The sequence below is a fragment of the Burkholderia stagnalis genome, assembly GCF_902830275.1.
GTDB lineage: Bacteria > Pseudomonadota > Gammaproteobacteria > Burkholderiales > Burkholderiaceae > Burkholderia > Burkholderia stagnalis.
Window position 1 is genome coordinate 26,256 of sequence record NZ_CADESW010000022.1, and the last position, 11,905, is coordinate 38,160.

Sequence of the window (11,905 nt, forward strand, 5' to 3'; positions counted from 1 at the left end):
CCAATTACGGATAGTGAAAACAACGTAAACCCTAGGTCATCGCCCCGGGGACGGGATAACGATATGAGCGATTCGCCGAGCCGAGCCCGGCGGGCGCTGCTACTATCGAGACATGAGGCGGCCGGTTCGGCCGCCGTTTTTCCATTCCGATTCCCGATGATTCCGCCCACCATTCCCGAGCTGGTCACCCGCGCCGGGCAGTTGCCGTTCCTGCGGGATCACGTCGCGCTCGTCGACGGCGGCACCGCCTGCGCGCGGCTGCCCGAGCTGACGCTCAACAGCGCGTACGAACCGATCTACGACGTGACGATGCCGGGCGCGCCGCAGTCGACGTCGTTCGCCGACACGATCGAGCGCTACGGCGACGAGCTGGGTTTCCAGGCGGTCACGCTGGCGACGGGCAACGCGCCCGATCCGTTCGATTCGGCCGCCGACGATCAGGCGCTGGTCGCGGTCGACCGCCTGTCGCGCGCACTGCACGCGATCAATTTCTTCGGCGCGCAGCGCCACGGGCTGCTGTTCCTGCGCGTGCACGAACGTCTGCTGAAGAGCGTGAAATACGATCACGGCAAGCACTTCTCGTCGGTGCTGCAGCGGTTCGGCCTGCCGACGGAGCGGGTCGTGATCGAGCTGCCGGCGGCCGCGGTCGCGCACAAGACGTTCCTCGGCTACCTGACGCGCAGCTACCAGCACCACGGCTTCAAGGTCGCGGACAAGCTGCCCGACCCGGGCCGCATCCTCGCGGTCGAATCGGACATGGCGCGGCCGGACTACATCAAGATGGACGCGGGCATCGCGTTGCGCGACGGGATGGTCAAGGCGCTCGTCGCGTATGCGCAGCGCGCGCGGATTCCGCTGATCTTCGACGGCGTGGTCGACGAGACTCAGTGCGAACTGCTGCGGCAGCACGACGTGCGGTTCATGCAGGGGCCGGTGTTTGCGAAGGTGGTATCGGCTTGATGAGGGGATGAGCCGGGCCGGAGGCCTGTCGCTTCGGGCCGGGCGCTTGCGTGCCGGGTGTCACGCGTCGCCGCCGTCGTGCTTCGGCAGCGTGTCGCCGATCTCGAGGCCGGGAAACCGGCTCGCATACCAGATGTGCCACGCCGGGCGAATCCTCGATGGATCGTCGAGCGTCGCGTAGTTGATCTCGACCGTTTTCGGCGCATCGCGCAGCCGGTATTCGAGCTGCGCGCCGCATCGGCCGCAGAAGCGCCGCTCGCCCCATGCGCTCGACGCGTACACCACCGGCTCGCCGCGCAGGTAGTCGAACGCGTCGATCGGCACCGACGCGGACGCGAGCACGGCCGCGCCCGTCGTCTTCTGGCACAGCCGGCAATGACAGAAGCCGGCGTCGGTCGGGATTTGCGTGATCCGGTAACGGATCGCGCCGCAGGCGCAGCCGCCTTCCAGCGTTTCCGGGTGTGACATCGTCGACCTCGTCGTTTTCGCGCGTCGGGCCAACGATGATGAGCGCCGCTCGGCGCGTGCGCAACCGGCGCGTCACGCGCGCCCGGCGCATTTCGCGCTCAGCCGAGCTGCCCCAGCCGTTGCGCGAGCGCCTTCAGGCGCGGCCCGACCTGCGACCGGAACACGTCCTCCCCCATCGACGACGCCGGCCCGCTGCAGCTCAGGATCAGCCAGCGCCCCTCGCGCGGCTCGCGAAACGGCACCGCGGCCGCGTTGACGTCCGCATGCCACGCGCGGAACGAATAGCAGCAGCCGCCCGACGCGAACTCGGCCGCCGCGTCCTGCGCGGCGCGCACGAGCGCGTCGGCGTCGGGCCCCGCGCCAGCGGCCCGGTGCAGCTCCGCGTATAGCGCGCGCCGCACGTCCTCGGGCTGCACGGCCAGGTACGCGCGCCCCATCGAACTCGTCAGCATCGACAGCCGCGAGCCGGGCGCGAGCCCCAGCGTCAGCGCGGTCTCGCTGCGGATCGTCTCCAGATAGATCATGTCGAGCCCGTCGCGGCAGCCGAGCGACACCGCCGCGCCGATCTCGCGCGCGAGCGCCTGCATGTGCGGCCGCGCGAGGTCGAGCGTGCCCGTGCCGGACAGCAGCGCGTAGCCGAGCGACAGCACGCCGGCGTCGAGCGCGTATTTGCCGAGCGTGTCGTCGTAGCGCAGGTAGCCGAGCACCGTCAGCGTGTACGCGAGCCGGTTCACCGTCGCCTTCGGCAGGCCCGTGCGCTCCGCGAAATCGCGGTTGCCGAGCATCGTCTCGCCGGGACGGAAGGCGCGCAGCAGGTCCAGGCCGCGCGCGAGCGCCACGACGAACTTGCGTTCGTCGATCGGTTGATCGTCAATGGTTGAAGGCGTCATCTGATGCTACACTGGGATCAATTTGCAAAACATTGTTCCGCACAGCGGAACGTTAGTCAAGCGAGGAGATGACACGATGAGCGCTGCAACCTTTCATTGGGACGATCCGCTGCTGCTCGACCAGCAGCTCACCGAGGACGAGCGGATGGTGCGCGACGCCGCGCACGCGTATGCACAGGACAAGCTCGCGCCGCGTGTCACCGAGGCGTTCCGCCACGAACGCACCGATGCCGGGATCTTCCGTGAAATGGGCGAACTCGGCCTGCTCGGCCCGACGATCCCCGAGCAGTACGGCGGCCCGGGCCTCAACTACGTGAGCTACGGCCTGATCGCGCGCGAGGTCGAGCGCATCGATTCGGGCTACCGGTCGATGATGTCGGTGCAGTCGTCGCTCGTGATGGTGCCGATCCACGAATTCGGCTCCGACGCGCAAAAGGAGAAATACCTGCCGAAGCTCGCGACCGGCGAATGGATCGGCTGCTTCGGCCTCACCGAGCCGAACCACGGCTCCGATCCGGGCAGCATGGTCACGCGCGCGAAGAAGGTGTCCGGCGGCTATTCGCTGTCCGGCTCGAAGATGTGGATCACGAACTCGCCGATCGCCGACGTGTTCGTCGTCTGGGCGAAGCTCGAGGAAGACGGCCACGACACGATCCGCGGCTTCATCCTCGAGAAGGGCTGGAAGGGCCTGTCCGCGCCCGTGATCCACGGCAAGGTCGGCCTGCGCGCGTCGATCACCGGCGAGATCGTGCTCGACGAGGTGTTCGTGCCGGAAGAAAACCGCCTGCCGCACGTCGGCGGCCTGCGCGGCCCGTTCACCTGCCTGAACTCGGCGCGCTACGGCATCGCGTGGGGCGCGCTCGGCGCCGCCGAGGCCTGCTGGCACACCGCGCGCCAGTACGTGCTCGACCGCAAGCAGTTCGGCCGGCCGCTCGCCGCGAACCAGCTGATCCAGAAGAAGCTCGCCGACATGCAGACCGAAATCACGCTCGGCCTGCAAGGCGTGCTGCGCCTCGGCCGGATGAAGGACGAAGGCACCGCGGCCGTCGAGATCACGTCGATCATGAAGCGCAATTCGTGCGGCAAGTCGCTCGACATCGCGCGGCTCGCGCGCGACATGCTCGGCGGCAACGGCATCTCGGACGAGTTCTGCGTCGCGCGCCACCTCGTCAACCTCGAAGTGGTCAACACGTACGAAGGCACGCACGACATCCACGCGCTGATCCTCGGCCGCGCGCAAACCGGCATCCAGGCGTTCTTCTGATCGTCCGCGCGTGACGGCACGGCGGTGCGCGGTACGCGCCGCCGAGACAGAAGCAGAAAACAGAAACGGAAACGGCCCGCCCGGCGTCGATGCCGGGCGGGCCGTGCTGCCGATGCGCGAGCGTGCGCTGCGTGCCGTGCTTACTTGTTCGGCTGCGGCGTGAGGCGCAGGTACGGGCGCACCGCGTTGAAGCCCTTCGGGAAGCGCTTCTTCAGCTCTTCCGGATCCTGCAGCGACGGGACGATCACCACGTCGTCGCCATCCTTCCAGTTGCCCGGCGTCGCGACCTTGTAGTTGTCGGTCAGCTGCAGCGAGTCGATCACGCGCAGCACTTCATCGAAGTTGCGCCCGGTGCTGGCCGGATAGGTGATGATGAGCCGCACCTTCTTGTTCGGATCGATCACGAACAGCGAGCGCACGGTGAGCGTCTCGTTCGCGTTCGGGTGGATCATGTCGTAGAGCTGCGAGACCTTGCGATCCGCGTCCGCGATGATCGGGAAACCGACGACCGTCGACTGCGTGTCGTTGATGTCGTTGATCCAGCCCGCGTGCGATTCGACGCTGTCGACCGACAGCGCGATCACCTTCGCGTTGCGCTTCTCGAACTCGCCCTTCAGCTTCGAGGTCAGCCCGAGTTCCGTCGTGCATACCGGCGTGTAGTCGGCCGGATGGGAAAACAGCACGCCCCAGCCGTCGCCCAGCCACTCGTGAAACTTGATGCGGCCGAGGCTCGAATCCTGCTCGAAATCCGGCGCGATGTCGCCAAGACGCAGACCCATGTTGTTCCCTCCTTGAACTGTGCGTGGTGAAACCCGCGCCACCGGCGCGGGACAGTCGGGTAGCTTACGGGAAGCGGACGGCGGTGCGAACGATTATTCCGTTCGATATTCATACATTTTTATCATTTTTGCGCCGGGCCCCGCCGCGCCGTGAAACTTTTCCTCGCCGTTGTATCTCTTCCCATTCATTACAAATCGTTTACCATGCCATCTCCGCGCAGCAGCCCCGCGCGATCCCGGCTCGCCAGCGGGCACACGTTTCGCTACGATGTGAACCTGCAGCATGACAGCATGAAGGGAGTTGCAATGTCGGAAATCAACAAGGAGAAACTGATGTCGGATATCAAAACCGTTCTCGCGGACGCCGAAGATCTGCTCAAGCAAGCCGCGAGCAGCACGGGCGACCGTGCGGCCGAACTGCGCGAGAAAGCGATGTCGCGCCTGAAGCAGGCGAAGGACAAGGCAGCCGACGTTCAGGTCGTGGTGGTCGAGAAAGGCAAGAAGGCCGCGCGCGCGACGGACGACTACGTGCACGAGCACCCGTGGACGTCGATCGGCGTCGCGGCCGGTGTCGGCGTGCTGATCGGCCTGCTGATCAACCGCAAGTAACGCGCAGCCTGCGCCCTGTCGCCCGGCGCGCCGCCTGACGTGGCGCGCGGGCGCCGAAGCTGACTGGCGGCACGCCGCCGGTCGGCTTTGCCTTAGCCGCTTTCTGCGCGCGCAAGCGCCTCATTCATGACGACAGACACCACCTCGCAGTCCGCCGGCCACGGCCCGCTGCGCCGCTTTGCCGGCTCTGCAATCGGACTGCTGCAAACGCGCCTCGAGCTGGCGGGCATCGAGCTCGCCGAGGAGAAGGAGCGCCTGATGGGCGTGCTGTTCCTCGGCCTCGCCGCGATGATGCTGGCGACGATGGCGCTCATCAGCCTGACCGTGCTCGTCGCGATCGCCTTCTGGGATAGCTATCGCTGGCAATCGCTCGCAGTGGTCACCGCGCTGTATGCGTTCGCCGGCATCGGCTGCGCGCTGAAGGCGCGCGCGAACCTGCGCGATGCGCCGATCGTGTTCGAGGCCACGCTGGCCGAGCTCGAGAAAGACCGCGACGTGTTCCGCGGCAAGTCGTGAACGCGCACGCGTTCGTTCCTTTCATTCCACTCGCCGCCGCGCCATGAGCCAGAACGCCACAGGCAATCGTTACCGCCCCGCTTCGTCGCAATCGCGCTTGAGCGCCGCGCAAAATCGCGCCGTCCGCAAGGAATTGCTGATCCTGCGCGCCGAAGTCGAACGGCTGGAGCTCGCGGAGGCCGGTGCGGAAATACGACATTCCTTTTCCCGCTTCCGCTGGCTCAAGGTGCTGGTTCCGGGGTTCGGCAGCGGATCGCTCGGCCAGTCCGCGAAGAACCTCAATGCAAGCCTCGGCAACCTCGTCAACCAGTATCCGATGGTGAGTTCGCTGATCTCGCTGGTGCTCGCGAAACCCGTGCGCTCGCTGCTGCGCGCGAGTGCGGGGCCGGCGCTGAAGTGGGGTTTGCTCGGCTTCGCCGCGTGGGAAATCTACCGGATCCTGAAGGAATCGCGCGACGACGGCGAAGACGGGGCAGCCCGCGCGGAGTGACGCACGGCTGCGCGCGCATGACGCACATGGTGCGCATGCCGCGCACGCCGCGCATGCCGCATCACGTCATCGCACGCCCCAGCACTGCTGATCCCATTCGTTCGCGCCATCCGGCCGCACATTGCCTTTCGAGCCGTCAGCGCTCAGCGTGAACGCGCCGCATCGGTCGTCGCGCATCGGGCCGCCGTCGAGCGGGCTCGCCTCCAGCACGTAGGACACGAATGCATCATCGTCCGGACGCCGGATGGCCAGCCGATAGACGGCACGCCCGTCCGACGGCGCATGCGCGAGCGCGTCCGGCAATGCGGGCGGCGCAGCGCCGTCGAGCGTCTCGAGATACTGCGCCGCGCGATACAGCGCAGCCACGGCCGACGCGTGATGCGCCTGCGCGGCTTGCCGGTGGTACGACGGAATCGCGACACCCGTCAGGATCGCGACGATCGCCAGCGCGATCATCAATTCAAGCAACGTGAAGCCGGCCGGCCGACGCACGCGCACTCCACGCATCATCGATGCTGTGCCGCGACGCGGCGCCAGCGTTGCGCGACAATTCGCCCATCGCGCATCACGACCTGCGTCTGCAGCCAGACGGCGCTGGATGCGTGGGCCCCGACGCCGCGCGCGGTGACGAGGTATGCCCGCCCGTCAGCGGGCCACGCGAGCGACCATGCCTCGATCAGGCAGCGTGGCGGCCGCGCGACCATCGGCCATCCGGCAAACGGCGCGAACGCTTCGTGCATCGCCAGCGCAGGCACGCGACGCCATGCATCGGGTTCGGCATCCGACGCCCCGGCGATGAGATAAGGCACCACTCCGCCCTGCCGCAGGCGCGCAACGCAGGCGACGAGTGCCGCATCGGCGGCGTGAAACGCGATCAGGCGGTCCGACAACGCGCGTGTGCGGCGCGCCTCCGTCAATGCGGCTTCGAACCACGTGCCCGTCAGCGCCGCAACGGCCGCGCCGACCGCGACGACGGCCGGCAACGCCATGCCCGCGTCACGGCGCCGAACCATGCCGCGGGTGGGCGTCCATGCACGATGTCGGCCCAGGCTCATCGTGTCGCTCCGAGTGTGCGCCGCCCATCGGGCCGCTCGTCGCTGCGATCGGTCGATACGTTCCGCAACATGACGACGCGATGCAGCGTCAGCCGCGCGCGATGGTCCGGCGCGCTGGATGCAATGCCGTCGCAATCGACATGCCGGCCGCGCTCCCGCATCGGTTCGCCTCGCGCCCGCACGCAGAGATGCACGGCGATCACGTCATGCCAATCGTCTTCACGCATCGCGCCGGCGGCGACGAACTGCGTCTCGCCGCGCCGCAGATACCGCACCCGCAGCTGGTCGATTCCGGAAACGACAGGCTGCGCGGTCCCCAGGCGCCCGTTTCCTTCGCAATAGAGTTCGGGCTCGCCCGTCGACGGGCTGACGTGCGCGTCGAAGCGGTTCGACACGAGCGGCCGCGCCGCCGGCGCACCCACGCCCTGCCCGAGACAATCCGATACCTGGCCGCTGGCCGTCGGCCACGTCGACACGGCATCGCCGACGTATCGAACCAGCAATGCGTCGGACGATGCCTGCGCGGGTTCGCAGCGCACGTGTTCGTCGCTGCCGCGCACGCGCGCCGCTGCGCAACCGAACAGCGGCGGCAGCGATCGCGGCGCCGCGCCGTCGAGCGGCCGGAAGCCCGCCATCTGAATCTCCTGGCCGATCAGCGTCAATGCGGTGCTTGCGGCATCCCGCATGCGAAAACCGTCCTCGGCCCGGCGCTGCGCGACACGCTGTGCGTGGTACAGCGCGCCGACGGCCGCCAGCACGAGCAAGCCGACGGACATCGCGATCAGCATCTCGAGGAGCGTATGCGCTCGCGCGCGACGATCAATGCCCATCGGCCATCACCTCGCGAAACGGAATCCGCACACACGACGGCGGACGCGCCGACACACCGGCCGCGCCGCATTGCACAGGTGCAGCGGCGTCGCCGTCACGCCAACCGACGATGGCGAGCCGCACGCTACCCGCGCCGCCGTCGAGCTTCATCGCCCCTCCCGGCAACGAAGCAGCGGCGATCGCCGTCATACCCGCTTCCGCGCCGGGCGCCGCGTGCTCGAGTTCGATTCGCGCGTCGGCCAGCCATAACGCGCGTTCACGCCAGATCGTCGTGCGTTGCGCACGCGCCATCGTGAGCTGGCTGCCGGCCACCGCGAGCGTGATCAACGCGAGCAGCGCGACCGCCACCGTCGCCTCGATCAGCGACGCGCCACGCATCGTGTGCCGCAGGTTCACGATGCGCCCTCGCAACGGCCGGCGACGACGCGTGCCCGGCCGCCTGCGGCGATCCGCACGCAGCGCGACGAGCGCGCCGCGTCGGCCTCGGGCGCCCCGCGGGCCGGGCGCAGCTCGAATCGCCGGATCCCGCCGATCGCCTGGCCGGCCGGCGGTGCAAATGCCAGATCGTGCGCCACGCCCGCGACAGCCACGCCGGGGTCGCGCGGATACCGCCGCAACACGCGCGCCTGTTCGTCGAAATGCCCGCTCACGATCCAGCCGCACGACCATTCCGCATCATCGCAGCGCTGCCCGGATTGCAGGCAGGCGCCATCGCTCCCGGCCCGGCACAGCGTGACGCGCACACCGAGACGCGCCGCTTCGGCCCGCGCGAACGACAGCGCGCCGAGCAACGCACGCGAGCGGGCGTCGACCCGTTCGCGCATCTGCCACTGGTCGAATGCAGGCGCCGCGTAGAGGCCGAGTCCGGCCATCACCGCAACCACCACCATCAACTCGACGAGCGAGAATCCGCACGCCCGCCACCCTGTTCCACCGCGCCGCATCGCCACCCTCCGCCAACGTCATGCGACGACTGTAGCGGCGCGTACGCACGCGCACCATCTGCCGAACGGCCAGCTGGCGGCGCGCGAACGCCCCGGCCACAATCGGCGCAGGACGAGCAACCTGGAGGGAACGTAATGAAACAGCGCAGCGCGTCAGCGCTTACGCGTCGGCTTGGCGGCCGGAGAGGCGCGACGGAATTCTTCGATCACGTCGGCAAATTCGGAGACGTCTTCGAACCGGCGATATACCGATGCGAAACGCACGTAGGCAATCGTATCGAGGCCGCGCAACTCGTTCATCACGAGCTCGCCGAGCTTCTCGCTACGCACTTCGCGCTCGCCTGTCGCGAGCAGCTGATATTCGATGCGGGCGACCGCCGCGTCGATCGCGTCAGCCGCAACCGGCCGCTTGCGCAGCGCGAGTTGCATGCTGGCGACGATCTTGCGACGGTCGAACTCCGTGCGGCTGCCGTCCTTCTTCACGACGGCCGGCAATGCCAGCTCGACCCGCTCGTACGTCGTGAAACGCTTGTCGCAGGCCGAGCAGCGACGACGCCGGCGAATCGCGGCGCCATCTTCGGACACGCGAGAATCCACCACCTGCGTGTCGTCGCTCCGGCAGAACGGGCAGCGCATGAGCGATCAGCGATAGACCGGGAAACGCTTGGTCAGCTCGGCCACTTGCGTGCGCACGCGCTCGATCGTCGCCGCGTCTTCCGGGCTCTCGAGCACGTCGGCGATCAGGTTGCCGACCAGCTCGGCTTCCGCCGGGCCGAAGCCGCGCGTCGTCATCGCCGGCGAGCCAAGGCGCACGCCGCTCGTCACGAACGGTTTTTCCGGATCGTTCGGAATCGCGTTCTTGTTGACCGTGATGTGCGCGGCGCCGAGCGCGGCTTCCGCTGCCTTGCCGGTGATGTTCTTCGCGCGCAGGTCGACCAGCATCACGTGGCTTTCGGTGCGGCCCGACACGATGCGCAGGCCGCGCTTCACGAGCGTTTCAGCCAGCACGCGTGCGTTCTCGACCACCTTCTGCTGGTACGCCTTGAATTCCGGCGACAGCGCTTCCTTGAACGCGACGGCCTTCGCGGCGATCACGTGCATCAGCGGGCCACCCTGGATGCCCGGGAAGATCGCCGAGTTGATCTGCTTCTCGTACTCGGCCTTCATCAGGATCACGCCGCCGCGCGGGCCGCGCAGGCTCTTGTGCGTCGTGGTCGTGACGAAGTCGGCGTGCGGCACCGGGTTCGGGTAGACGCCCGCGGCGATCAGGCCAGCGTAGTGCGCCATGTCGACCATCAGGTACGCGCCGACCGACTTCGCGATCTTCGCGAGACGCTCGAAATCGATCTTCAGCGCGAATGCCGACGCGCCCGCGACGATCAGCTTCGGCTTGTGTTCCTGCGCGAGCTTCTCGGCGGCGTCATAGTCGATGTCTTCGTTTTCGTTCAGGCCGTAGCTGACGACGTTGAACCACTTGCCCGACATGTTCACCGGCGAGCCGTGCGTCAGGTGGCCGCCGTGCGCGAGGCTCATGCCCATGATCGTGTCGCCCGGCTTGAGCATCGCGAAGAACACGCCCTGGTTCGCCTGCGAACCCGAGTTCGGCTGGACGTTCGCGGCTTCCGCGCCGAACAGCGCCTTCACGCGATCGATCGCGAGCTGCTCGACGACGTCGACATACTCGCAACCGCCGTAATAGCGCTTGCCCGGATACCCTTCGGCGTACTTGTTCGTGAGTTGCGAGCCCTGCGCAGCCATCACGGCCGGGCTCGTGTAGTTTTCCGACGCGATCAGCTCGATGTGATCTTCCTGGCGGCGGTTTTCCTGTTCGATCGCGGCAAAGACTTCGGGATCGACGTTCGCAATGGTGCTTTGGGCTCTGTCAAACATACGGTTTCCGTTAAGTGTGTACAGGTTGACCGGGGTGGCCGAGTACATTGCGCTGCTGGAGGCACCAGCTCGACATGGCGGAAGAATCCGTATGACGCGAGACAGGACAGCCACCGGCGATGCACGCGACGGCGCACAACGGCTGCCCAGGCGAACGGCAAAAAACGATGCCCTGCGCTTCACGGTGGGACGCTCCACCTTGAACCCGAGGGTTCTATCGCCAGTCACGCAGGGGTGATGAACGCACTAGTTTATTGGATGCGTCATGAATAGGCAACCGCGCGGGCGCCGCCCGGACAATTGGGGACAGGCCCATCACGCCCGCAGCGTATACCTTCCGCCGCCTTGCCGCGGTGCGGCAATCACAGTACGCTTGCAGGTTCCTCATCCGCTTCTTTACCGACCAGGAGCAGCAATGATCGTGTTCGTCACAGGCGCGTCCGCCGGCTTCGGCGCCGCCATCGCCCGTGCCTTCGTCAAGGGTGGCCACCGCGTCGTCGCGACCGCGCGCCGCAAGGATCGCCTCGACGCGCTCGCCGCCGAGCTCGGCGACGCGCTGCTGCCGCTCGAGCTCGACGTGCGCGACCGCGCCGCCGTCGAGGCCGTCGAGGCCACGCTTCCCGCCGAATTCGCGGCGCTCGACGTGCTCGTCAACAACGCGGGCCTCGCGCTCGGCGTCGAGCCGGCGCAGAAAGCCAGCCTCGACGAATGGCAGACGATGATCGACACGAACTGCTCGGGGCTCGTGACGGTCACGCATGCACTGCTGCCCGGCATGATCGCGCGCGGCCGCGGCCACATCTTCAACCTCGGGTCGGTCGCCGGCATGTACCCGTATCCGGGCGGCAACGTCTACGGGGCGACCAAGGCATTCGTCAGACAATTCAGCCTGAACCTGCGCGCCGACCTGATCGGCACGCCGCTGCGCGTCACCGACATCGAGCCGGGCCTCTGCGGCGGCACCGAGTTCTCGAACGTCCGCTACCGCGGCGACGACACGAAGGCAGCGAACGTGTATGCGAACGTCCAGCCGCTCACGGCCGAGGACATCGCCGACACGATCTACTGGATCGCGACCCGCCCCGCGCACGTGAACATCAACACGATCGAGATGATGCCGGTCGCCCAGGCGCCCGCCGGCCTGACGATCCACCGCGGCTGACCGCCCTGCGGGCCCGGCCGCGGGCCGGCCCGCATCCCACAACATTC

Annotated in this window: 16 protein-coding genes and 1 riboswitch; of the genes, 6 read left to right on the forward strand and 10 right to left on the reverse strand. The window is 67.7% G+C overall.

The window, feature by feature from the left end; all coding sequences use genetic code 11:
- Positions 1 to 156: 156 nt before the first annotated feature.
- A complete protein-coding gene (locus HWY45_RS29190) occupies positions 157 to 960 on the forward strand; it encodes an EAL domain-containing protein (protein ID WP_059565298.1) in 804 nt (267 codons plus the stop codon).
- A gap of 60 nt (positions 961 to 1,020) precedes the next feature.
- On the opposite strand, the gene HWY45_RS29195 is transcribed toward HWY45_RS29190, so the two are convergent.
- Together HWY45_RS29195 and HWY45_RS29200 are read right to left on the reverse strand one after the other, a co-directional pair.
- Positions 1,021 to 1,428, reverse strand: coding sequence for a GFA family protein (locus HWY45_RS29195; RefSeq protein ID WP_059882650.1), 408 nt, complete (start codon positions 1,426 to 1,428; stop codon positions 1,021 to 1,023).
- Positions 1,429 to 1,526: 98 nt separating this feature from the next.
- A complete protein-coding gene (locus HWY45_RS29200) occupies positions 1,527 to 2,318 on the reverse strand; it encodes an IclR family transcriptional regulator (RefSeq protein ID WP_059882649.1) in 792 nt (263 codons plus the stop codon).
- 76 nt (positions 2,319 to 2,394) lie between these two features.
- Between HWY45_RS29200 and HWY45_RS29205 the strand changes: the two genes are divergently transcribed.
- Complete coding sequence (locus HWY45_RS29205; protein WP_059882647.1) at positions 2,395 to 3,582, forward strand: acyl-CoA dehydrogenase; 1,188 nt, start codon at positions 2,395 to 2,397, stop codon at positions 3,580 to 3,582.
- Positions 3,583 to 3,722: 140 nt separating this feature from the next.
- Here the strand turns inward: HWY45_RS29205 and HWY45_RS29210 are convergent, their stop codons facing one another.
- Positions 3,723 to 4,361, reverse strand: a complete 639-nt coding sequence (locus HWY45_RS29210) for a peroxiredoxin (protein WP_059565295.1) — start codon at positions 4,359 to 4,361, stop codon at positions 3,723 to 3,725.
- A gap of 306 nt (positions 4,362 to 4,667) precedes the next feature.
- Here HWY45_RS29210 and HWY45_RS29215 point away from each other — a divergent pair, with 306 nt between their 5' ends.
- The 3 genes from HWY45_RS29215 to HWY45_RS29225 all read left to right on the forward strand — a co-directional run bounded on the left by HWY45_RS29215 (position 4,668) and on the right by HWY45_RS29225 (position 5,976).
- Complete coding sequence (locus HWY45_RS29215; protein ID WP_026044969.1) at positions 4,668 to 4,970, forward strand: ElaB/YgaM/YqjD family protein; 303 nt, start codon at positions 4,668 to 4,670, stop codon at positions 4,968 to 4,970.
- A gap of 126 nt (positions 4,971 to 5,096) precedes the next feature.
- The gene (locus HWY45_RS29220) at positions 5,097 to 5,486 is read left to right on the forward strand and encodes a phage holin family protein (RefSeq protein WP_059882645.1); all 390 of its coding nucleotides are present in this window, start codon (positions 5,097 to 5,099) and stop codon (positions 5,484 to 5,486) included.
- Between the two features lie 43 nt (positions 5,487 to 5,529).
- Positions 5,530 to 5,976: a DUF3318 domain-containing protein gene (locus tag HWY45_RS29225; protein ID WP_059882643.1), complete on the forward strand. Its 447-nt coding sequence runs from the start codon at positions 5,530 to 5,532 to the stop codon at positions 5,974 to 5,976.
- A 66-nt stretch (positions 5,977 to 6,042) separates the two neighbouring features.
- Here HWY45_RS29225 and HWY45_RS29230 read toward each other — a convergent pair whose 3' ends face one another.
- The 7 genes from HWY45_RS29230 to glyA all read right to left on the reverse strand — a co-directional run bounded on the left by HWY45_RS29230 (position 6,043) and on the right by glyA (position 10,696).
- A complete protein-coding gene (locus HWY45_RS29230) occupies positions 6,043 to 6,468 on the reverse strand; it encodes a type IV pilin protein (RefSeq protein WP_059882684.1) in 426 nt (141 codons plus the stop codon).
- A gap of 14 nt (positions 6,469 to 6,482) precedes the next feature.
- Positions 6,483 to 6,989, reverse strand: a complete 507-nt coding sequence (locus HWY45_RS29235; RefSeq protein WP_059882641.1) for a pilus assembly PilX family protein — start codon at positions 6,987 to 6,989, stop codon at positions 6,483 to 6,485.
- Positions 6,990 to 7,027: 38 nt separating this feature from the next.
- Positions 7,028 to 7,861, reverse strand: a complete 834-nt coding sequence (locus HWY45_RS29240) for a type IV pilus assembly protein (RefSeq protein ID WP_059882640.1) — start codon at positions 7,859 to 7,861, stop codon at positions 7,028 to 7,030.
- Positions 7,851 to 8,240 (reverse strand): type IV pilus modification PilV family protein, encoded by a 390-nt coding sequence (locus HWY45_RS29245; RefSeq protein ID WP_059882686.1) that lies wholly within the window; start codon positions 8,238 to 8,240, stop codon positions 7,851 to 7,853. The genes HWY45_RS29240 and HWY45_RS29245 overlap by 11 nt, the downstream gene beginning before the upstream one ends.
- Positions 8,241 to 8,254: 14 nt before the next feature.
- Entirely contained in the window at positions 8,255 to 8,806 is a 552-nt protein-coding gene (locus HWY45_RS29250; protein ID WP_059882638.1) for a GspH/FimT family pseudopilin, read from the reverse strand.
- A gap of 153 nt (positions 8,807 to 8,959) precedes the next feature.
- Complete coding sequence (gene nrdR, locus HWY45_RS29255) at positions 8,960 to 9,442, reverse strand: transcriptional regulator NrdR (RefSeq protein WP_017333303.1); 483 nt, start codon at positions 9,440 to 9,442, stop codon at positions 8,960 to 8,962.
- Positions 9,443 to 9,448: 6 nt separating this feature from the next.
- Entirely contained in the window at positions 9,449 to 10,696 is a 1,248-nt protein-coding gene (glyA, locus tag HWY45_RS29260; RefSeq protein ID WP_059802460.1) for a serine hydroxymethyltransferase, read from the reverse strand.
- Between the two features lie 137 nt (positions 10,697 to 10,833).
- A riboswitch (ZMP/ZTP riboswitch) is annotated at positions 10,834 to 10,934 on the reverse strand.
- Between the two features lie 177 nt (positions 10,935 to 11,111).
- Here glyA and HWY45_RS29265 point away from each other — a divergent pair.
- Positions 11,112 to 11,858 carry an SDR family NAD(P)-dependent oxidoreductase gene (locus HWY45_RS29265; protein WP_059802461.1) on the forward strand — a complete coding sequence of 249 codons (747 nt, stop codon included), beginning with the start codon at positions 11,112 to 11,114 and terminating at the stop codon, positions 11,856 to 11,858.
- Positions 11,859 to 11,905: the final 47 nt, after the last annotated feature.